The organism is Flavobacterium sp. 1, from assembly GCF_002797935.1.
Taxonomy (GTDB): domain Bacteria; phylum Bacteroidota; class Bacteroidia; order Flavobacteriales; family Flavobacteriaceae; genus Flavobacterium.
Genome location: NZ_PGER01000001.1, coordinates 2,563,184 through 2,584,049, shown reverse-complemented (window position 1 = coordinate 2,584,049; position 20,866 = coordinate 2,563,184). Strand labels below are relative to the sequence as shown.

The 20,866-nt window shown below is 34.1% G+C and carries 19 protein-coding genes; 12 read left to right on the top strand and 7 right to left on the bottom strand.

Features of this window, described 5'->3' with window-relative positions:
* Positions 1 to 167: 167 nt before the first annotated feature.
* From CLU83_RS10335 to CLU83_RS22095, 4 genes are all read left to right on the top strand, one after another.
* The gene (locus tag CLU83_RS10335) at positions 168 to 1,274 is read left to right on the top strand and encodes a Glu/Leu/Phe/Val dehydrogenase (RefSeq protein WP_100431538.1); all 1,107 of its coding nucleotides are present in this window, start codon (positions 168 to 170) and stop codon (positions 1,272 to 1,274) included.
* A gap of 261 nt (positions 1,275 to 1,535) precedes the next feature.
* The gene (gene nusB / locus CLU83_RS10330) at positions 1,536 to 2,447 is read left to right on the top strand and encodes a transcription antitermination factor NusB (protein WP_100433695.1); all 912 of its coding nucleotides are present in this window, start codon (positions 1,536 to 1,538) and stop codon (positions 2,445 to 2,447) included.
* Positions 2,448 to 2,508: 61 nt separating this feature from the next.
* Positions 2,509 to 2,784 (top strand): preprotein translocase subunit YajC, encoded by a 276-nt coding sequence (gene yajC, locus CLU83_RS10325; protein ID WP_100431537.1) that lies wholly within the window; start codon positions 2,509 to 2,511, stop codon positions 2,782 to 2,784.
* Positions 2,785 to 3,133: 349 nt separating this feature from the next.
* Positions 3,134 to 3,430: a hypothetical protein gene (locus CLU83_RS22095; RefSeq protein WP_157802063.1), complete on the top strand. Its 297-nt coding sequence runs from the start codon at positions 3,134 to 3,136 to the stop codon at positions 3,428 to 3,430.
* 263 nt (positions 3,431 to 3,693) lie between these two features.
* On the opposite strand, the gene CLU83_RS10315 is transcribed toward CLU83_RS22095, so the two are convergent.
* The 4 genes from CLU83_RS10315 to CLU83_RS10300 form a co-directional block, all read right to left on the bottom strand.
* Positions 3,694 to 4,257: a YdeI family protein gene (locus CLU83_RS10315; protein ID WP_100431535.1), complete on the bottom strand. Its 564-nt coding sequence runs from the start codon at positions 4,255 to 4,257 to the stop codon at positions 3,694 to 3,696.
* Between the two features lie 18 nt (positions 4,258 to 4,275).
* On the bottom strand, positions 4,276 to 5,529 hold the full coding sequence (pepT, locus tag CLU83_RS10310; RefSeq protein ID WP_100431534.1) for a peptidase T: 1,254 nt from the start codon (positions 5,527 to 5,529) through the stop codon (positions 4,276 to 4,278).
* Positions 5,530 to 5,687: 158 nt separating this feature from the next.
* Positions 5,688 to 6,455, bottom strand: coding sequence for a hypothetical protein (locus tag CLU83_RS10305; RefSeq protein WP_157802061.1), 768 nt, complete (start codon positions 6,453 to 6,455; stop codon positions 5,688 to 5,690).
* Positions 6,456 to 6,736: 281 nt separating this feature from the next.
* Entirely contained in the window at positions 6,737 to 8,650 is a 1,914-nt protein-coding gene (locus CLU83_RS10300) for an SPFH domain-containing protein (protein WP_100431532.1), read from the bottom strand.
* A 194-nt stretch (positions 8,651 to 8,844) separates the two neighbouring features.
* Here CLU83_RS10300 and CLU83_RS10295 point away from each other — a divergent pair, with 194 nt between their 5' ends.
* Positions 8,845 to 9,807, top strand: a complete 963-nt coding sequence (locus tag CLU83_RS10295; protein WP_100431531.1) for an ion channel — start codon at positions 8,845 to 8,847, stop codon at positions 9,805 to 9,807.
* Here CLU83_RS10295 and CLU83_RS10290 read toward each other — a convergent pair.
* Positions 9,797 to 10,489: an NAD-dependent deacylase gene (locus CLU83_RS10290; RefSeq protein ID WP_100431530.1), complete on the bottom strand. Its 693-nt coding sequence runs from the start codon at positions 10,487 to 10,489 to the stop codon at positions 9,797 to 9,799. The two genes, CLU83_RS10295 and CLU83_RS10290, sit on opposite strands and share 11 nt — an antisense overlap.
* Before the next feature lie 64 nt (positions 10,490 to 10,553).
* On the opposite strand from CLU83_RS10290, the gene CLU83_RS10285 reads away from it, so the two are divergent.
* Together CLU83_RS10285 and CLU83_RS10280 are read left to right on the top strand one after the other, a co-directional pair.
* Positions 10,554 to 11,213 (top strand): RNA methyltransferase, encoded by a 660-nt coding sequence (locus CLU83_RS10285; RefSeq protein WP_100431529.1) that lies wholly within the window; start codon positions 10,554 to 10,556, stop codon positions 11,211 to 11,213.
* Between the two features lie 151 nt (positions 11,214 to 11,364).
* Positions 11,365 to 12,240 (top strand): phosphotransferase, encoded by an 876-nt coding sequence (locus CLU83_RS10280; protein WP_232727050.1) that lies wholly within the window; start codon positions 11,365 to 11,367, stop codon positions 12,238 to 12,240.
* A 275-nt stretch (positions 12,241 to 12,515) separates the two neighbouring features.
* On the opposite strand, the gene CLU83_RS10275 is transcribed toward CLU83_RS10280, so the two are convergent.
* Positions 12,516 to 13,283 carry a carboxypeptidase-like regulatory domain-containing protein gene (locus CLU83_RS10275; RefSeq protein ID WP_100431528.1) on the bottom strand — a complete coding sequence of 256 codons (768 nt, stop codon included), beginning with the start codon at positions 13,281 to 13,283 and terminating at the stop codon, positions 12,516 to 12,518.
* A 287-nt stretch (positions 13,284 to 13,570) separates the two neighbouring features.
* Positions 13,571 to 15,502, bottom strand: coding sequence for a DEAD/DEAH box helicase (locus CLU83_RS10270; protein ID WP_100431527.1), 1,932 nt, complete (start codon positions 15,500 to 15,502; stop codon positions 13,571 to 13,573).
* A 384-nt stretch (positions 15,503 to 15,886) separates the two neighbouring features.
* Between CLU83_RS10270 and CLU83_RS10265 the strand changes: the two genes are divergently transcribed.
* The 5 genes from CLU83_RS10265 (at position 15,887) to CLU83_RS10250 (ending at position 20,836) form a co-directional block, all read left to right on the top strand.
* The gene (locus CLU83_RS10265; protein WP_100433694.1) at positions 15,887 to 16,171 is read left to right on the top strand and encodes a DUF4834 family protein; all 285 of its coding nucleotides are present in this window, start codon (positions 15,887 to 15,889) and stop codon (positions 16,169 to 16,171) included.
* 146 nt (positions 16,172 to 16,317) lie between these two features.
* Entirely contained in the window at positions 16,318 to 18,732 is a 2,415-nt protein-coding gene (locus CLU83_RS10260; RefSeq protein ID WP_100431526.1) for a YfhO family protein, read from the top strand.
* A gap of 65 nt (positions 18,733 to 18,797) precedes the next feature.
* Positions 18,798 to 18,965 carry a hypothetical protein gene (locus CLU83_RS22090; RefSeq protein ID WP_198512279.1) on the top strand — a complete coding sequence of 56 codons (168 nt, stop codon included), beginning with the start codon at positions 18,798 to 18,800 and terminating at the stop codon, positions 18,963 to 18,965.
* Complete coding sequence (locus CLU83_RS10255) at positions 18,962 to 19,426, top strand: hypothetical protein (protein ID WP_100431525.1); 465 nt, start codon at positions 18,962 to 18,964, stop codon at positions 19,424 to 19,426. Before CLU83_RS22090 ends, CLU83_RS10255 begins: the two co-directional genes overlap by 4 nt.
* 117 nt (positions 19,427 to 19,543) lie before the next feature.
* Positions 19,544 to 20,836 carry a glycosyltransferase gene (locus CLU83_RS10250; protein ID WP_100431524.1) on the top strand — a complete coding sequence of 431 codons (1,293 nt, stop codon included), beginning with the start codon at positions 19,544 to 19,546 and terminating at the stop codon, positions 20,834 to 20,836.
* Positions 20,837 to 20,866: the final 30 nt, after the last annotated feature.

Genomic DNA, 20,866 nt, shown 5'->3' with positions numbered 1-20,866 from the left:
TTTTATTTAATGTTTAAATTTTAACAATTGTATTAAAATAAATATTTTCAAGTATTATTAATAAATATTTATTTTTAAATAATTTCATTGCTATATATTTATTTTTTATGTATGTTTGAAGTGTCTTTTTGATAAATTCGTATTTTTTAACTAATAAAAATAGTATTATGAATGCTACTGTTACAACTGGGAAAGAACTTCAAAAAATGGATCCTGTTTTCGGACAATTGTCTTTTAATGATCATGAGCAAATTGTTTTTTGCAATGACAAAGATACAGGATTAAAAGCAATTATTGGTATTCATAATTCGGTTATGGGGCCAGCTTTAGGGGGAACCCGTATGTTTAATTATGCTAATGAGTGGGAAGCTTTGAATGATGTTTTGCGTCTTTCCAGAGGGATGACATATAAAGCCGCGATTACAGGATTGAACATTGGCGGAGGAAAAGCAGTGATTATCGGTGATGCCAAAATTCAAAAGACACCTGAATTGATGCGTAAATTTGGTGAGTTTGTACACTCGCTAAGCGGAAGATATATTACGGCTGAAGATGTTGGAATGGAAACATCTGACATGGATTTAGTAAGAGATGTAACTCCTTATGTTACTGGGATTTCTGAAGAAAGAGGCGGATCTGGAAATCCATCGCCTGTTACAGCTTTCGGGGTGTATATGGGGATGAAAGCAGCGGCAAAACAGCAGTTTGGTTCAGATAAATTAGAAGGTAAAAAAATATTGGTTCAAGGAATTGGACACGTAGGAGAAACTTTAGTTGAGTATTTGACAAAAGAAGGAGCGATAGTTTTTATCGCTGATATCAATGAAGAAAAATTGTATCAGGTAGCTTCTAAATATAGTGCTCAGGTATTTACAGGAGATGATTTGTATAGTGCTGATGTTGATATTTATGCGCCTTGTGCGATGGGAGCAACAATCAATGATGCTACCGTAAATAAAATAAAAGCAAAAGTAATTGCTGGTGCAGCTAATAATCAATTGGCAAATGAGAATACACATGGTTTAATCTTGCAGGAAAGAGGTATTCTTTATGCTCCGGATTTCCTGATTAATGCGGGTGGAATTATCAATGTTTATGCTGAGCTGGCTCATTATGATAAAGCAGAAATTATGCGTAAAACGGAAAATATCTATAACACAACTTTAGAAATTTTTGATTACGCTGTTGCAAATGGAATAACGACTCATCAAGCAGCTTTAACTATTGCCCAAAATCGTATCGATTTAAGAAAAATAGAAAACAGCAGAAAATAAAATAGTTTGCAGTTTATAGTCTCAGTTTGCAGTCTCAGTTTGGGGCTGTAAACTGAGATTCTTATTTTTTGATTGTTTGTAAACTATTAAAACAGTGACTTTATCATTGTTTTTTTTCTGCAAACTGCGACTGCAGCTGAAAACTATATCAAATAAAGCCACTATAAATTTTCATTTAAGAGATGAAAGTACTAATTTTGCAGACTTAATTTTAAAAGTTCTTACAAGGTGGTAAACAGAAGACACATACGCGTTAAAGTCATGCAATCCATTTATGCAATGCATCAAAATGGTTCTGATAATTTAGAAAAAGAGGAAAAATTCCTTATGCATAGTATTGACGCCATTCAAGATTTATACCTTATCATGCTTTCTTCATTGATTGAAATCTGTAAAAAAGAAACTGTCTTTTTGCATCTTTCAAGCCAGAAACATTTGGCGACAAAAGAAGAACGCAATCCTAACGAAAAATTTATTAAAAACAGTATTTTTCAAATTCTTGCCGAAAATAATTCTCTTAGTATTGCTTTGGAAAATCGTTCAATCAACAATTGGACTCTAAATGATGATTACATTATTTTGCTGCTTAATGCTATTAAAGAGAGCGAACTGTATGTAAAATACATGAGTAATACGGTGAATTCTTTTGAGGAAGATAAAGCTTTTATTGTTGATATTTTTTCGGATATTATTGTTCCAAATGAAAAATTATACGAATATCTTGAAGATGATAAGCTGACTTGGATTGATGATATCCCATTGGTAAACACGCATATCATTAAACAGCTGAAAGGGATAAAACAAGGAGAAGACGATAATTTTAGAGTTCCAAAATTATATAAAGACAATGAAGATAAGGCTTATGTAAAAGATTTATTCAGAAAAACTGTTTTGAACGAACCTGAATTAGCCAAAGAATACGTTGATAAAACACCAAACTGGGACAGCGAACGTATTGCCGAAATTGATACGATTATCCTTAAAATGGCAATTTGCGAGTTCTTAAAATTCCCTTCTATACCAGTGAAAGTAACTTTGAATGAGTATTTAGAATTGGCCAAAGAATATTCAACTCCAAAGAGCAGCATTTTTATTAACGGAATATTGGATAATTTGGTAAAAGAGCTGGAAGCAAAGAAAAGAATTGTGAAAATCGGAAGAGGTTTGATGTAATAATTAGACGCCAATTTCACATTAAAAATAAAATTAATTAACAAAAACTAAATTTAAAATTATGGGACAGATACAACAGTTTTTACCGTTCTTATTGATGTTTGTAGTCATTTATTTCTTTATGATCAGACCGCAGCAAAAACGTGCAAAAAACGAAAAAGAATTTGAAAGCAGCTTAAAAGTTGGTGATAAAATAATCACTAAAAGCGGTATTCACGGAAAGATATCAGAACTTGCTGATTCTACTGTAGTTATTGAAACTATGGCTGGAAAATTAAAAATGGAGCGTTCTTCTATTTCTTTGGAGTTAAGCGCTACTTTGAATAAAAAGGAGTAATCCAAAAATCATAAAACCTAAAATCCCAAATTCCGATTTAGTAATTGGAATTTGGGATTTTTTTTATTTGGAAACGAATATTATTTTTTCTTGCTCTTTTTGCTTTTTTTTGCTTTAGCCTTTGCTTTTTTCTCTTTGATTTTAGTCTTTAGCTTTGCTTTTTTAGCTTTTTCTTTTTTGGCCTTTTTAGCTTTCTTTGCTTTCTTCTTGGCTTTTTCTTTAGCCTTGGCTTTAGCTTTTTTTCTTTCTCTTTCTCTTTTTCTTTCATTTTTGATTTGTTTTTTTTCTTCTTTTTATCTTTTTTTCTTCTTGAGAAACTGCAGTTTCTGTTTTTATTTCTTCAATTGTAGTGTTCTTAACAACTCCAGCTGGCGGTGTCGCAGTTTTAGTACTGCTTGGGCTTGATGTTTTGACAGATGTTGCTCTTGAAACGGCTGGTTTTGCAGGAGCAGATTTTGCAGCTACCGGTTTTGCCGTCACTGATTTAGTTGTGGCTGGTTTAGCTGCAACTGTTCTAGCTGTCCTATTTCTTGGTGCTGGTTTGGGCACAGCTGTCTTTGGGATTTCTGGATTTTCATTTTTTGGCAACTCAGGAGGTGTTGCTTTTTCAGTAACAGCCTTTTCTTCTTCTTTTTTTCTATCATAATTAATGATTTTTAGGAATTATATAATTTTATGTTGATGTCGAAATAGGAGATTTTTCTGTAAATTATTTCAATGTTAATAAAATGTTTAGCAGATGTTAACAAATATAAGGAATAATTTAATGTTGCAATGTTAAGGTTTTACTGATTTTTGAAGGACTAATAAATTGTGTAAAGTGTGAAATTGCATCTTTTTGAATAAAAAAATCCCAAATTCCGGTATTTTTGGAATTTGGGATTTTGTAATTGGAGTTTAAAATTCCTTTTACCTGTATTTATCATTTAGACCAATATTGTCTAAAATCAAGGGTTTTATTTTTTCAATCCTCGAAAGTTTGGTTTCTTCCCGTTTGGCAGTTTCAATATATTCAATGAATTCCTTTTGTTTATAGGGAGCGAAATTCGAAAAAGCATTGTTTAACAGGAGGTCGTTATCAAGTTCTTTTTGTAAAATATCAGGTACTGCAATGGTTTCTTTTGTCTTTTTAGGTTTGATAATTTTGCCCTCTTTTTCGTTTTCGATAGCTTCTTGGATATAGGCTAGAATCTCCTCTTTAATGATTTCTTCTTTTGACGTAAATCGCCATTGGCGCAATGATTTGGTGACTCCTTCATTAGCATTAATCAAGTGTTTTTTGTCATCTTTTAGATATGCACCATTAAAAAACCAAAGCGAAAAAAAATTTTTAAATCCGCCAATGCCCACAATATTTTTGTTATCAAATACATAAACACAGCCTCCCCATTTATTAGTTTCAACCAATGCTGTTTTGGATATAATTGTTTTCAAAATATCCAATTCAGTTTCCCAATGATTGATCATGTCCATACTGCAGTGCTTTGTGTCCTACTTTTTTAAATAATCACCTTTAGCGGTAAGTTCAGCAATTCGTATAATTACATCTACGGCTTTTTGCATGCTTTCTACAGGAACATACTCGTATTTTCCGTGAAAATTATGACCGCCGGCAAATATATTCGGGCACGGCAATCCTTTATAAGATAACTGACATCCGTCTGTTCCGCCTCTAATTGGCTTGATAATAGGTTTAATGCCAAGTTCTCTCATTGCAGTTTCAGCAATATTTACAATATATTTTACAGGAACGACCTTTTCTTTCATATTGTAATATTGATCGTTTACTTCGGCAATAACAATAGCTGACCCAAATTGCTTAGCAAATTTTTTGTTTATTTTTTTAGCTATTTTTTGAATTAATTCTTTTCGTTTTTCAAATTTTAATTTGTTATGATCACGAATAATCAGTTCCAAAACTGTCTCTTCAATACTTCCGGATAAGTGATGTATGTGAAAAAAACCTTGATATCCTCTGGTTTCCTGTGGAGTTTCGCCTTTGGGTAATTCATTAATAAAGTCATTGGCAATAAGCATGGAATTGATCATTTTTCCTTTGGCATAACCAGGATGAACACTTTTTCCTTTGAAAGTAATTTTAGCTCCTGCTGCGTTGAAATTTTCATATTCTAATTCGCCTACTTGACTTCCGTCCATAGTATAAGCCCATTCTGCCCCAAATTTTTCCACGTTAAAATGATGTGCACCTCGGCCAATTTCTTCATCTGGAGTGAATCCAATTCTGATTTTTCCGTGTTTAATTTCTGGATTTTTAACCAGAAATTCCATAGCTGTTACAATCTCTGTAATGCCTGCCTTGTCATCAGCTCCTAATAGGGTTGTCCCGTCTGTAGTGATTAATGTTTGTCCTTTGTATTGCAATAAATCCTTAAAATAGGATGGGGATAAAATGATATTTTGTTCTGCGTTTAAAATAATGTCTTTACCGTCATAATTTGGAATAATTTGAGGCTTTACATTGGCGCCTGTAAAGTCGGGAGTTGTGTCAAAGTGTGATATAAATCCAATTGTAGGTACTTCATGATCGACATTACTGGGCAGAGTTGCCATGATATAAGCTTTGTCATCGATAGTAACATCTTCCAGTCCAATGTTTTTTAGTTCTTCAACTAATTTATTGGCTAAATCCCATTGTTTTGCTGTACTGGGCGTTGAATTTGAGCTGGCATCCGATTCGGTGTCTATAGTGACATAACTTACAAAGCGGTCGATTATATGTTGCATGGTATTTATTTTTTGGTAAAGATAGGCATTTTTAAAAAAGAGCTGGTAAAGGGATTTTGTTGTATAATTTAAATAAAAAATCCGTTTTTCAACGGATTTTAGTTTAAGGGCGGTTAGTTAAAAATAGGTTAGGTTTTTTTTATTTTGGGTTAGGGGAATTAATTGGTTTTTGCTGCTTTTTCAGCAGCTATTTTAGCTTCAGCGGCTGCTGCTTTCTCTGCTTCTGCAGTAGCTTTAGCAATTTGCTCTTCTAACATTGTTGATTTTTCCAATGCTAATTTTGCTGACTCTGCTAATTTTTTATCAGCTTCTTCTTTTTCCTTTTTTAGTTTTGCAACATCTTTTGAAAATTTGTCTTGAGCATCTTTTGCAGCGTCAACTTCTTTTTTATAAGTCGCTATTTTTTCTTTGGAAATTTTCTCAGATTCTTCAGAAGCTTTTTTATCAGCTTCAGCTTGGACTTTCGCGGCAATAGCAGCTTCTTTTGCGGTTTTGTTTGCAACATCTTTGGCAGCTTCTGCAGCTTTTTTGTCTGCTTCGGCTTGAGCTTTGTCTGCAATAGCTTTTTCTTTAGCTGCTTTTTCGGTAGCTTCTTTTGCTTCTGCAGCAGCTTTCGCCTCGGCTTCTTTTGCTTGGCTATTTGCTTTTTCGGCAGCTTTTTGCGCTTCTTCAGCTGCTTTTTTATCAAAGTCAGCTTTGATTTTGGCAGCTTTTTTATCAGCTTCCAGTTGGGCTAAATACGCTTTTTCCTGATTCTTTAAATCCTGCATTTGTTTTTTAAAATCAGGAGTTTTTGCTGCGGTTACATTAGGTGCAGTTGTTGTGGGAGAGGTCTCGGTGCCTGCGGTTTCAGTTTTAGTTTCTTGTGCGAAGAAAGTTTGTGAAAACACGAGAAGGACAATACTAAAAAGTAATTTTAGATTCATAGGTTAGCGGTATTTAGTTGATTTAGGATAAACAAATATAACTTTTTTTTTAAATTTTAAAATTTTTTTCAAATGAAATATTTTAAATTTTTGTTAAAGTTGGGTTTTAATTTCTTTTATTCGAAAATTTAATTTATAAGTCTTACATTTTGTATGTTGAATTTTCTGTTTTTTTTAGTTGCAGAATATTGCTGAATGTGTGTATTAAGTAAAAAGTTTGATAAGGCTGCATAAAAAAATCTGCCTGTTACAGCAGATTTTTAAATACATTGGATTAAAATTTATTCTCCTTTTTTGATGTTTCCTTTACTTTTATCGGTATCCATCATTTCCATAAGTTTTAGTCCTAATAAACCGCTCATGGATCCATCGGTTCCATTGCTTCCAGAGATAAGAACGTCTGGGATTACTTTGATTTTTCCTTTTCCTATTTCTTCCGTGATTTTATATTTTGTAAAGTTATCACCACCCATTGCAGAAACTTGAAGCTGATAAGCCTCGGCTGTTGATTTACCTATTGCCATGATTTTTTCGGCTTCGGCAAGGCCCGTTTTGGAGATTCTTTCGGCTTCGGCACTGGCGGTAAGTTTGGTGGCTTCGGCTTGTGCGCCAGCTCTTGCTTTTGTAGCTTCTGCTTCTGCATTGGCTCTCATTTTTGTAGCTTCTGCTTCAGCATTTACATTAAGTTTTAAACTCGTAGCATCTCCTTCGGCTTTTTTAACAGTGGCATCGGCAGTTCGTTGTGCAATCTCAACACTTTGTGAAGCTTTTACAATTTCTTTTTGCATATCGGCAATTGCCGTTTCTTTTTCCATTCCTTGGCGTTGTTCTTGCGCCATTTTTTGGGTTTGATAGGTTTTTTGCTCTTCCTCGGCAATTTTTCTATCGGTCAAAGTTTTCATCAATGATTCTGGAGGAACAATGTCTCCAATTAAGGTGTCAACAGCATTAACATTGTATTCGTCCAAAACTACTTTGATGTGGTTTTTAGCCGATTCCTGTCTTTCTTTTCTGGTGGAAAGGAATGAAATCACATCGCTTTCCTGTGCAGAGTTTCTAAAATAATTACCAATGGTAGGTTCCAATACTTGAGAAACCAAGTTATTCATGCTTCCAAAACGCGCAATAACTTTTGGTGCTTCGTTCGCAGGAACGTGAATGATTTGTGATACATCAAGATTAAATGGGAAACCATCTTTTGAACGTACAGTAATCGTTGAAAGGTTTTTATCCAAGTTATGAGATTCACTTCTTGCATCAGCCCAGTTTAATACTAAGTTTGTAGTTGGTACTGGTTCTAATTTGGTAGTGTATTTGTTAAGAGCATATTTTCCTGGTCCAAAAGGCTCCATCCAAACACCGCGCTGTCCTTTTGAAACGATATTTCCATGTTTGAAAGTGTCGCCGGTCACATCTTGTCCGTCTTCTCCGATATAAGAAATCACCACGCCAACATATCCAATCGGAACATCGGTCATTGGGGTTTGTTCAATTTGAACCGCCCATGAGTTTATGTAATAGGAACCGGCAAGCATCACCTGTGGTTGCAAACCTCTATTTCCTCCATTTTTTAAGAATTGATCAAAATCCTGAAAGTTATTGTGTCCATCTACAAATTTACCAGCTATTTGTCCGATTGGGATTGGTTCTCCGTCCATGGCGGTTACAATTCCGACCATGTTTTCCGAAATAACTACTTGAGGAGAAATAACTACTTCGAATAAATGAGTGTTGATACGATAAGATCCTGTAGTTACAAAGGCTGATTGTCTTCCTTTTTGTCCGCCATTGTCAAGAAACATCGTTGCATCTTGAAAATTGTCTGAATTTACTTTTTGGGCAAGAATACGTCCTGTTGGAATTTCAGCCCCGTCTTTACTCAATAGCAAACCGATATTTCCTTCTGGGATAATAGTGAACGAAGCCATATCTATGGCAAATTGCCAAGGCCACATAGCCCAATACAATCCAGGAGCAAGTGTTTTGGCCTGATAACCTGCTTCTCCTTTGGTAGCGATTATTCTGCCGTCCGGCAATGATTTATCGGCACCAAAAAGAACGAATTTTTTGGTGACTAATCCGATTTTGTTTTCTGGAACTATGACCATTCCAAAGAATACGCGTAAAACAAATTTGTAAAAAAGAATAGATAAAACAATTAAGAATATCCACCAGTTGGTAAGAAAAAATGACATATAGGTTAGGGTTTAGATTACAAACATAATTTATTTTTCTTGTAATTTGATTCTAATGTGTAACTATTTTTTTTAGTTTTTGCAATTAAATTATACTCGTTTCTTTTTAGTTTTTGAGGTTAATTCAATGTGGGTTTTTAATTGTTGTGGAATAGAATTTATTAATTAATTTGCAGATTATTAGGAACTAGTTTATGGCATTATTTACTAAATTAAATTTAAGAGCAAAATCCCTCGTTAACACAGGTTTTGGTACCAGCGCATCCAGTTATGGCGGTCGTTTCATTAATAAGGACGGTTCGGTAAATGCGGTTAAAAAAGGTATTGGGTTTCTGGACAGGATTAGTTGGTATCATACCATGCTGGATATGTCTTCTTGGAAATTTTTTTCGATTCTTTTGCTGTTTTATATAAATATTAATTTTGTTTTTGCGCTGCTGTATTTTGGGATAGGGATTGAACATCTCAACGGTATTCAAACGACAGATAATGTATTGGAGCAATTTGGACAAGCTTATTTTTTTAGCGCACAAACATTTACCACAGTGGGGTATGGACATATCAGCCCAACAGGTTTTTATACGAGTGCCTTGTCTTCTGCCGAAGCTTTAATGGGGTTGTTGAGTTTTGCTATTGCCACAGGTTTGTTTTTTGGAAGATTTAGTAAGCCTTCCATTTTTTTGAAATTTTCTCACCACGCTATCATTGCACCTTTTAATGATGGAAAAGCATTGATGTTTAGGCTTGCTCCTTATAAAAATGCCAATTATATTGATGCAGAAGTTAATGTAACTCTTGGAATGCGAATTGAGGAAAATGGAGTTATGACGAATAAATTTTATACTTTGGATTTGGAATATCAAAAAATAAATTCGTTGGCACTGAGTTGGACATTAGTTCATCCTATAACAAATGAAAGTCCTTTATATGGATTGGGTGCTTCGGATTATGATTCCATTTCGGGTGAAATTATTGTGATTATCAAAACATTTGATGATATGTTCAGCACCACAGTTGCAACCCGGACTTCTTATGTTTTTGAAGAAGTAGTTTATGGTGCAAAATTCAAGCCGATGTATTCCCAAAGCGAAAATCATCGAAGTACTGTTTTGGATTTGGGCTTATTAAATGTTTTTGATAAAGCTGTTATAGATTAGTTTGCAGTTTTTCTTTTAAAATAGGTACACCTTCTGAAGCGATACTCGGAATTACTTCAAGGGAATTTCTAATGTTAGGGATTTTTATGGGTTTTGGATCGATATAATAAATTGGTGTATTTTTTGGTGTAAAATCAATTAATCCAGCTGCTGGATAAACCTGAAGCGAAGTGCCGATAACAGCAAAATAATCGGCTTGTTCTGTTATTGTAATGGCTTCTTCCAAGGCAGGAACCTGTTCTCCGAACCAAACAATATGGGGGCGAAGCTGATTTCCATGCTGGTCAGTATCTCCAAAATTTAAATCCTCATGCCAATCCAAGATGTAGTTTTCATTTTTGGAACTACGCACTTTTAATAATTGCCCATGCAAATGAGTAATTTTTGTACTACCAGCGCGTTCGTGCAAATCATCCACATTTTGCGTGATGATGTAAACGTCAAAATCATTTTCTAATTCAGCCAAAATTTGATGCCCTAAATTGGGTTGCACCTTTTTTAATTGTTGGCGTCTTTGGTTGTAAAAATCAAGTACCAATGCCGGGTTTTTGTGCCAGCCTTCGGGAGTAGCTACGTCCATTACATTATGTCCTTCCCATAATCCATCGCTGTCGCGAAAGGTTTTGATACCGCTTTCGGCGCTGATTCCTGCACCGGTAAGAACTACTAATTTCTTTTTCATCTGTAAAAACATTAGATTATAAAACTACTCTTTTTTAGTATTTTTGCCAAAAAAATAATGTGCAATGATTGATACTGATTATCTTGATTTTTTGGAAAATATTATAACAGATAACCGAAAAGAAAAATTTTTGAAGGTTTTGAAAGACAGAACCAAGCATTTTACGATTGCTGTTGAAGATGTTTTTCAGATGCATAACGCAAGTGCGGTGATGCGCAGTTGCGAGGTTTTTGGAATCCAAGAACTGCATGTTATTGAGGAACGTTATGGTAAACGAATCGACAAGGAAATTGCGATGGGAGCGCAAAAATGGGTTGATATCTCAACTTATGACAGTGTTACAAATTGTATAGATACGTTGAAAGATAAAGGATATCAAATCATTGCGACTACACCGCATGAGAATGATTGCCTGCTTGAAGATTTTGATATTTCGAAACCCAGTGCGCTGTTTTTTGGAACTGAAAGAGATGGATTGTCTGAAGAAATTCTTCGCAGAGCGGATGGTTTTCTTAAAATTCCGATGGTGGGTTTTACAGAGAGTTTAAATATTTCGGTTTCGGCGGCGATTATTATTCAGAATCTGACGAATCGATTGCGCAATTCAGATATTGATTGGCAATTGACTGAAGAAGAGATTCTGGAAAAAAGACTAGATTGGGCGAAGAAGTCGATTAAGGATATTAAGCGGATTGAAGCAAGGTATTATAATAGTGAGAAGTAATCAGACTGCTGATAACAGAAAAAAATAAAATAAATGACAACAGAATTCCCGGTAACAAACTCGACACTTTCTGCAAAAAAAACTTGGTGAATTTATTCAGCGGAAGTATAATTTAAGTGAAAGTACCGAATGTAAACTTTTTAGAGCTGGAATGAATCATGTTTATATGGTTACGGATATCAATGAGAAATATGTTTTTCGTGTCTATACTTTTGATTGGAGAACAAAAACTGAAATTGCCGAGGAATTAAGATTGTTAATTCACTTAAATAAAAACAAAACTCCAGTTTCATTCCCAATAGCTGATAATTTAAATGAGTATATTCAAGAATTTAATGCTCCGGAAGGAAAAAGATTTGGTGTGTTGTTTTCGTTTGCAGAAGGTGCAAAATCGGCAAGATTTACTGCTGAAACAAGTTTTTTTATTGGGCAGGCCTTAGCAAAAGTTCATAAGGCTACAGAGAATTTTGTATTAAAAAGAATAGTATATGATGATAAAGTTTTGCTTGTAGATTCCCTCGAACGAACACGTAAATTCTTTAAAAAAGAAACGGATGAAATAAAATTTTTAGAGAGAACTGCCAATTTTCTTCATAATAAATTTAATAAAATTGATAAAGAACAAATTCGATATGGGGCAGTTCACCTTGATGTGTGGTTTGATAATATGCATTTTAATGATGACAATAAAGTAACCCTTTTTGATTTTGATTTCTGCGGCAACGGATGGCTGTGTTTGGATATTTCGTATTTTTTGTTTCAGTTATTCAGCACAAATTTAGATGAGAATGATTATCAGGTAAAAGCAGAAAGTTTTCTAAAAGGATATGAAGCTATATCTGAAATCAGTAAAGAAGAAAAACGTATTTTGCCTTTTGTCTGTCTCGGAATTATGACATACTTTATAAGTATGCAATGTGACAGGTATGATAATTGGACAAACATTTTTTTAAATGAAGACCATTTAAAAAGATTTGTTGGTAATTTGAAACGATGGATTGTTTATAATGAAATCGAAATTGAATAGGTTTGATTTAGGCATATGATTATTTTGGCAAGAGAATGATATGAGGCAGTTATTTCAGATGAAATGTTTTTCTGATTTTATGTTAAATTTCTTTGATAGCGGAAATGCTTGCGTGAGGGATAGACGGAAGCTACCAAAGTAGCCTAGATAGCCCGACACCATAAAGGAAAGGAGCCAACTCACCGTTGCGATGAGTTGGTCCCTTTTCTTTATGGTGGCACGCCCACACGAGCTTTTGCGAACTGACGAAGTAAATTATTTTTGGAAACTGCGAATTATTTCTTTTTCAAGATTTTGTATTGTTCATAACAACCGCTTATGGCATCCATGATTTGAAGGTCATTGGCGGATTTTATGAATGCTTCGGAATAACTGCAACGGTTTAAGATTTCGGCAATTTCATCTTGTGAAACTCCTAGAAGCAACGAGATGGTTTCTCGATCGTATTTTGTTTCCAATAGTTTTCTTACGGTATCATCCTTTCGCATCTCACGAAGTTTTTTGAGCTGCTGGGGTCTTTTTCCGAAGAAATTATAGAGCATATCAGCTGGATTGAAAATTGATCCCAATACTTTTCCAAAAGCTTCGGGAGCGTATTGTCCAGCTTCATAACCTTGACCTAAGCCAGAGATACTATAGCGGTAATCCTCTTTTATCGGGATTAATTTGGCGTCAATTTCAAGATAGCCTGTTAGGTAATATGGACTGATAACAACTTCGTTTAATGGAATTGCTTTTTGGGTAAGCTGGATTGTAGTCGTTTTGTTTTTTATCCAGTCATTGGTAACACGAACACGCAATGATTCGAAGCCTAGAAGAGTTATGTGTAAAGTATCGCTTTGTGTGACTGAGAGTTCAAAGTGACCTTTATTGTCAGTTGTGGTTCCAGTTACCTGATTGATATTGATAATATTCACATCAGCCAAAGGAGTGCCTGTATTGTCACTGATAATAGTACCAGATATTTTTTGGGGAATTTCAACAGTTTGAGCAACTGAATTTAGAGAGGCAACAAAGAATAAAAAAAGTATAAAATATTTCATAAACTGATTTAAAGCTTTAAAAGTAGTAAAACGACATTAAATATTTTCTTGTTCGATTATAATTATAAGAAAATTAACAATCTGTAATTTTTATACCATTTTAGGTTTAGACTTGATATATTCTAAATAGTTTAATGGCTTGTTAAAAAAACGATGCTTTTATTTAAAGGTTTTTTATCAAATAAATAGATGTTTTTTCAATTTGGTATTTTTGATAATATTGCCGTAATAATAAAAAAAAATCTCCCGAATTGTTCGGGAGATTTATATTGAAATTGCTAATTGTATTAGTCTTTTCTTGGTCTTCTTGGTCTTGATGAATCACCAAAATTTTCAGAACGTCTTGGCGCTCTTTCTGAAGAACCGTCTCTTGAAGCTCTGTCAGATGAAAAACCGCCTTCTCTTCTTGGAGCAGATGAACTTCTTTCTGATCTGAAACCGCCTTCTCTAGGAGCAGAACTTCTGTCGCTTCTAAATCCGCCAGAACCTTCTCTTCTTGGAGCAAAACTTCCTTCTCTTCTTGGTGCAGAACTTCTTCCGCCACCAAATCCGCCACCTGAGCTTCTTCCGTTATGATCACGTCTTCCGCCACCGTCATTTTTAGAGATTTCAACATTGATACGGCGTCCTTCTAATTGTACGTTGTTCAATATTTCCATTACCTTATCAGTATGTTCCGGATCAGTGTTAAAGAAAGAGAAACCTTCTTTTACATCTACTTTGAAAACGTCATCACGTCCTAAGTCTAATGTTTCTTTCAAGTAGTCTTTTAATGTCATCCAATCGAAATTGTCTCTTGAACCGATGTTTACAAAATATCTTGTAGCACCGCCATTGTTGTTTTCTCTTGGAGCTCCATCTCTGTCATCACGATCACGTCTTTCAGAACCTGAAGACTGATTAGAGATGTCTCTGTTCTTTTTGTAGTAAGCAATAAAACGGTTAAATTCTACGGATACCATTTTCTTAATTAACTCTTCTTTTGATAATCCTTCAAGAACATTGTTTATAGCAGGTAAGTAGTTGTCAATTTCGTGATCAACTTCAGTATCTTTAATTTTAGTTGCTAAGTGTAATAATTGGATTTCGCAGATTTCAATTCCAGAAGGGATTGTTTTTTCTTCAAATTTTTGTTTGATGATTCTTTCGATAGAAGAAATCTTGCGCAATTCACTTTTAGTTACAATTACGATAGAAGTACCTAATTTACCAGCACGTCCAGTACGTCCGGAACGGTGATTGTAAGTTTCGATTTCGTCCGGTAATTGATAGTTTACTACGTGGGTTATATTATCAACGTCAATTCCACGAGCTGCAACGTCAGTCGCAACAAGCATTTGGATTTGTCTTCCTCTAAAAGATTTCATAACACCATCACGCTGCGCTTGGGATAAATCTCCGTGCAATGCAGCAGCGCTGTATCCGTCTTCGATTAATTTTTCGGCAACAGCTTGTGTATCACGTTTTGTTCTGCAGAAAACTACCGAGAAAATGTCTGGGTTAGCATCTGCTAATCTTTTCAAAGCTTCGTAGCGGTCACGAGCGTTTACTAAGTAAAATTCGTGTGATACGGTAGCTGAACCAGAGTTTTTGGTACCAACTGTAATTTCAACAGGATCGGTCATGAATTGTTTTCCAATTCGTGCTACTTCAGCAGGCATAGTTGCAGAAAACAACCATGTGCTTTTTTCGTCAGGCGTAGTAGAAAGGATGTTTACGATATCTTCGTAGAAACCCATGTTCAACATTTCGTCTGCTTCGTCAAGGATGCAATAGTTAATTTGAGAGATGTTTACCAATCCTCTGTTAATCATATCCTGCATTCTGCCTGGAGTCGCTACTATAATCTGTGCGCCTCTTTTAATGTCTCTCGCTTGTTCTGTAATGCTAGCCCCACCGTAAACTGCTACCACATTAATACCTTTTTCGTATTTAGAGTAGTTTTTAAGTTCGTTGGTAATCTGCAAACACAATTCACGTGTTGGAGATAAAATCAATGCTTGCGTATTTCTGTTGTTGGCATCAATTTTCTGAATGACTGGAAATCCAAATGCTGCCGTTTTCCCTGTCCCTGTCTGAGCCAACGCAACTAAATCTGTGTCTTTTTCCAATAATAGGGGAATCGCTTTCTCCTGTACTTCGGTCGGATTCTCAAATCCTAGATCTAAAATCGCCTTCAGTAACGATTCACTCAATCCTAATTGTTCAAATTTATTCATATATATTTTTAAAATAGGGTGCAAAATTACTGTTTATAATCGATAAAAACTAATGCAATTTTAAGAATTAGGTTTTTATTATGTTTTGAAAATCAATTTGTTATGATTTTAATTTCGCTTTTTAAATTTTTAAATTAATTTTTGATGTGAAATTATGTCTTGAATTTAGTGTTTTTGTTAAAAAAAAGAATATAAAACTGTTTATGAGGCACATCCGTTTTTTTCTATTCTTCAAAAAAGTTTTTGGAACTGTCAAGAATCTGCATTTTATTCTTATTTTGTATGTATATGACTGTTTTTTATCATTTCTTTAAGAATGATATTTTTAATTTGCTCTGTAGTTTCCATATTGATTTATTAATTTTGCTTAAAAATTATTTGATTATGCAAACAGCCTCTTTTTCGGGTTTTATAGAAATGTTATTTTATATGATAGCGTTCTATTATATTTTTAAATTTTTGGCTCGATTGTTTTTGCCTTTAGTAGTAAAAAAGGTAGTGGAAAAAGCGGGACAAAATTTTCAGCAGCAACAGCAACAATATCAACAACAGTCTTCTTGGCGTAAAACGTCTAATAATGATGAAATTATAATCGATACAGCCAATAGTAAAAATCCTCGCGAAACCAAAAAAGTTGGGGATTATGTTGATTATGAAGAAATAGATTAGCTATTTTTTACTTAAAAAAATATAAATCTCAAATTTCATTTGGGGTTTATAATGTAAAATAATGTGCTAACGCTAAAAATCAAAACCAATCTAGTATATTTGAGATTGAAAAAAATCTTAAAAATCCAAAACCTTAATAATATATAATGAAGCAACTTCAAAAGTTCTTTCCGCACGCACTTGCCATTCTTGGTTTTGTTCTCGTTTCTACACTATATTTCTTTCCTGTTTTACAGGGGAAACAAATTTTTCAATCGGACATAGCTCAATATACGGGTATGGCCAAGGAACAAAATGATTTTAGAGCAACCCATCATGAAGAGCCGTATTGGACAAACTCAGCTTTTGGAGGAATGCCGACATACCAATTGGGAGCGAAATATCCTCATGATTATGTAGGTGCTATTGATGATGTATTGCGTTTTTTACCGCGTCCGGCTGATTATTTGTTTTTGTACTTTTTGAGTTTCTATATTTTAATGCTGGGTTTAAAAGCCGATCCGCTAAAGGCTTTTTTCGGAGCAGTCGCTTTTGGTTTCTCTACCTATTTAATTATTATACTAGGAGTTGGGCATAATGCCAAGGCACATGCCATCGCTTATATGCCAATGGTAGTTGCTGGTTTTATAATGGTTTTTCAAAGGAAATATATTTTGGGAGGTTTGCTCACTATGTTTGCGGTAGCATTGGAAGTCAATGCCAACCACTTTCAAATGACCTTTTATCTATTGATATTGCTGTTGATTCTTTCGGGATATTTTATTTATGAAGGAATCAAATCAAAAGAATATAAACCGCTTTTAATTTCTGTAGGAACGCTTTTTGGTGCAGGAATAATAGCGATTGGTTCTAATGCGGGTAATTTATTGGCAACAGTTGAATATGCAAATTTTAGTATTAGAGGAAAGAGTGATTTAACGTTTAATCCCGACGGTTCCAAAAGTACTTCAGATGGAGCTATGACCAGAGATTACATAACGGAGTACAGCTATGGAATTGCCGAAAGTTTTAATCTTATTGCTCCGAGATTATTTGGCGGTTCCAATAATGAAAAGGTTGGGACAGACAGCAGTATGTTTGAGTTTATGATTTCACAAGGTGTGCCGGAAGCTCAAGCTACAGATTTTGTTTCGGCTATGCCAACGTATTGGGGAGATCAGCCTATTGTGTCTGCTCCGGCGTATATTGGTGCAGTAGTTTTCTTTTTAGGGATTTTGGCTTTATTTACAGATGAAAGAAAAATTAAATATGCTTTCTTAGGTGGAGCATTCGTGTCATTAATTCTTTCTTGGGGGAAAAACTTCCCTGCGTTGACGGATTTTTGCATCGATCATATTCCAATGTATAATAAGTTTAGAGCTGTTTCTTCGATTCAAGTGATTCTGGAATTGTGTTTTCCTGTATTGGCTATTATGGGTTTGCAGTCTTTCTTTAAATTAGAAAAAGAAAAACAATTAAAGCCATTATTGTATTCAGGAGCTGTAGGTGTAGGATTGGTTTTAGTTTTATTTTTATCTAAAAGCTTATTTAGTTTCTCGGCTGCTAATGATAGTTATTTTCTTCAAAATTACGGACCTAGTTTTGTTGATGCTTTAGTTGCCGATAGAAAATCATTATATAGTGCAGATTTGTTACGCTCTGGTTTTTTTATTCTGATAGCGTCAGGAACTTTATGGTTATTTATTAAAAATAAAATAGCCCAAAATACAGCTATCATTTTGGTAGGTTTATTTATGGTCGCAGATTTATTTTTTGTAGATAAAAATTATGTATCCAATAAAGATTTTATAAATGCCAGAGATGTTGAAGTTCCATTCCAAGAAACTCCAACCGATGCGAAGATTCTGGAAGATCCTACTAATTACCGTGTGTTTGATGTACAAGGACTGATGCAGGCCAGAACCTCTTATTTTCATAAAGCTATTGGAGGATATAGTGCAGTACGTCCTAAACGTATTCAGCAGCTGTTTGATTATCAAATTGCCAAAAACAATATGGAAATTCTTAACATGCTGAATGTAAAATACGTGATACAAACAGATAAGGAAGGAAAAGAATCTCCAATTATAAATCCAGACGCTAATGGGAATGCTTGGTTTGTAAATAAAGTGCAATTTGTGAAAAATGCTGATGGAGAAATGAAGGCTTTAGATAAGTTTAATTCTAAAGAAGTGGCTGTGATTAATGAAAATGAGTTTACTGCTATTAAAGGTAAGACTTTCGTTAAAGACAGTTCGGCTACTATAACTTTGGATTCATACCAACCGAATGATTTGAAATATACTTCTGTTAATTCAAAAGAAGGTCTAGCTGTTTTTTCTGAAATGTATTATGAAAAAGGCTGGACAGCACTTATAGATGGTAAAGAAACTCCCATTATGAGAGCTGATTATACATTACGAGCTATCGTAGTTCCAGCAGGAAAGCATAGTATTGAGTTTAGATTTGATCCTCAAGTTGTAAAAACAGGAGGTACAATTACATTAGTCAGCTGTATTGGAATGTTGTTTCTTTTAGCAGGCGGTTTGTATGTTGAGAGAAAGAAACAGGGGATTGCTTAACAATAGATTTCAGCGGTATTATTTTGTAACTTTGATGGTAGGTTTAATTTATCTAATGGGAAATGATGGGAAAAAGTATTTTAAATCACGGTTCTCCTGAAGTTTTAGAAGCCAAACGAATTGCCGAAATCAAATCACTTTCTTATGTAGAGCGGTTAGAACGGTTGTTTACAATTATTGAAGTTTCCTATATGATGAGAAATGCTGCTAAAATTCAAAAAGATAAAAAATGAACCAGCAGATAATTGATATTTGGAAATATTTTTTTCAATACAATGTAAAGTATATAACTATTGGCGGTTTTGCAGTAAATATATACGGATATAACAGAAACACTGGTGATATAGACATTTATATTGATGATAGTATTGAGAACAGGATTAATCTTAGGGACGCTTTTATTAAAATTGGCTTAGGAGATTTTGAATCTATTGAAACAATGCAATTTATTCCTGGCCGGACAGATTTTACATTGGATTATGGTTTGAGATTGGATATTATGTCAAGTGTAAAAGGCTTGGAGGATAAGTCCTTTCAGGAATTATTTGATGCAGCCAAAATTGTAATGATTGAAGACATTCCTGTGAAATTTATTGATTACAACAATTTGATAATTGCAAAGAAAGCTACAAACAGACCAAAGGATATTTTGGATATCGAAGAACTTGAAAAACTGAATGATGAAGACATATAATTATAAAAATGAATATAAGATTGTTGATTTTCTTGAAATTTAAATACTGAAATCTTCAAGTGCATTCTGCTTTTGCATGTAATCTTATTAGACAATCATAATTCATAAATTACTGTTTTGAACTCAAAAAAAATCCTTATTATAACATATTATTGGCCACCTGCTGGAGGTCCAGGAGTACAGCGTTGGCTTAAGTTTGTGAAATATTTACCTGATTTTGATATTCAGCCGATTGTATATATTCCGGAGAATCCGACATATCCAATTGTTGATGCTAATTTAGAAAAAGAAGTTTCGGAGAAAACGATTATTTTAAAAAATAAAATTTTTGAACCCTATCAGCTAGCTTCTTTTTTTTCTAAAAATAAAACTAAAAAAATTAGCTCTGGTATTATTCCCAATAAGAAGAAGCAAACTTTTTTGGAAAAGGCTTTATTATGGATACGCGGAAATCTCTTTATTCCAGATGCACGTGTTTTTTGGGTAAAACCATCTGTTGCTTATTTAAAAAAGTACATCATCGAAAATAATATTGATACTATTATTACTTCGGGACCGCCGCATAGTCTGCATTTGATTGGATTGGATTTAAAACAAAAAATCAATTTAACCTGGTTTGCCGATTTTCGTGATCCTTGGACTACAATAGGGTATCACAAAGCATTGCGGTTATCTGTTAAAGCAGAGAGAAAGCATAGAGCACAAGAATATAGAGTGCTTAATACTGCTGATAGGGTTATTGTAACGAGTAAAACTACAAAAACTGAGTTTGAGGGAATAACTAATAAGCCTATAAGCATTATTACCAATGGTTATGATAATGAGCCAGCAACAGAAGTAACTCTTGATTCTAAGTTTAGCTTAGCACATATTGGTTCTTTTCTTTCAGAACGAAACCCCGTTATTTTATGGGAATCTTTGACAGAATTAATTCATGAAATACCGGATTTTAAGTCGCATTTAGAATTAAAATTAATTGGAGCTGTCAGTCAGGAAGTATTGGATACTATTTCTCAATTTAATTTGAATCTGTATCTGAATAATTTAGGATATGTTTCCCATTCGAAAGCAGTGGCACATCAAAGAAATTCTCAGGTTTTGCTGCTTATCGAAATAAATTCTGAAGAAACTAAAAGTATTATCCCTGGTAAATTATTTGAATATATGGTTTCGAATAGGCCTATTATAGCTATTGGACCAAAACGATCTGATTTTGCCGAAATCATTACCGATACAAATACGGGCGTGTTTTTTGACTATACTCAAAAAGATAAACTGAAAAACACCATTATAAGTTATTATAATCAGTTTTTAGATGGGAAATTACAATCGTATGGTGTAGGTTTGCAAAAATATTCCAGAAAGAATTTAACCAAAGAATTGGCACAATTGATTCATCCAAAAGTTTAAAGTGTTCCAACTTTAAACTTTTTAATCTTA

Excerpts from the sequence above, each read along its gene's own strand:
- CLU83_RS10255 (WP_100431525.1), top strand. The coding sequence starts at position 18,962 with ATGAACCAGCAGATAATTGATATTTGGAAATATTTTTTTCAATACAAT.
- CLU83_RS10260 (WP_100431526.1), top strand. The coding sequence starts at position 16,318 with ATGAAGCAACTTCAAAAGTTCTTTCCGCACGCACTTGCCATTCTTGGT.
- CLU83_RS10295 (WP_100431531.1), top strand. The coding sequence starts at position 8,845 with ATGGCATTATTTACTAAATTAAATTTAAGAGCAAAATCCCTCGTTAAC.
- CLU83_RS10280 (WP_232727050.1), top strand. The coding sequence starts at position 11,365 with ATGAATCATGTTTATATGGTTACGGATATCAATGAGAAATATGTTTTT.
- CLU83_RS10305 (WP_157802061.1), bottom strand. The coding sequence starts at position 6,455 with ATGAATCTAAAATTACTTTTTAGTATTGTCCTTCTCGTGTTTTCACAA.
- yajC (WP_100431537.1), top strand. The coding sequence starts at position 2,509 with ATGGGACAGATACAACAGTTTTTACCGTTCTTATTGATGTTTGTAGTC.
- CLU83_RS22090 (WP_198512279.1), top strand. The coding sequence starts at position 18,798 with ATGGGAAAAAGTATTTTAAATCACGGTTCTCCTGAAGTTTTAGAAGCC.
- CLU83_RS10265 (WP_100433694.1), top strand. The coding sequence starts at position 15,887 with ATGCAAACAGCCTCTTTTTCGGGTTTTATAGAAATGTTATTTTATATG.
- CLU83_RS10300 (WP_100431532.1), bottom strand. The coding sequence starts at position 8,650 with ATGTCATTTTTTCTTACCAACTGGTGGATATTCTTAATTGTTTTATCT.
- CLU83_RS10335 (WP_100431538.1), top strand. The coding sequence starts at position 168 with ATGAATGCTACTGTTACAACTGGGAAAGAACTTCAAAAAATGGATCCT.
- CLU83_RS10285 (WP_100431529.1), top strand. The coding sequence starts at position 10,554 with ATGATTGATACTGATTATCTTGATTTTTTGGAAAATATTATAACAGAT.
- CLU83_RS10315 (WP_100431535.1), bottom strand. The coding sequence starts at position 4,257 with ATGGACATGATCAATCATTGGGAAACTGAATTGGATATTTTGAAAACA.
- nusB (WP_100433695.1), top strand. The coding sequence starts at position 1,536 with ATGCAATCCATTTATGCAATGCATCAAAATGGTTCTGATAATTTAGAA.
- CLU83_RS10290 (WP_100431530.1), bottom strand. The coding sequence starts at position 10,489 with ATGAAAAAGAAATTAGTAGTTCTTACCGGTGCAGGAATCAGCGCCGAA.
- CLU83_RS10275 (WP_100431528.1), bottom strand. The coding sequence starts at position 13,283 with ATGAAATATTTTATACTTTTTTTATTCTTTGTTGCCTCTCTAAATTCA.
- CLU83_RS10270 (WP_100431527.1), bottom strand. The coding sequence starts at position 15,502 with ATGAATAAATTTGAACAATTAGGATTGAGTGAATCGTTACTGAAGGCG.
- pepT (WP_100431534.1), bottom strand. The coding sequence starts at position 5,529 with ATGCAACATATAATCGACCGCTTTGTAAGTTATGTCACTATAGACACC.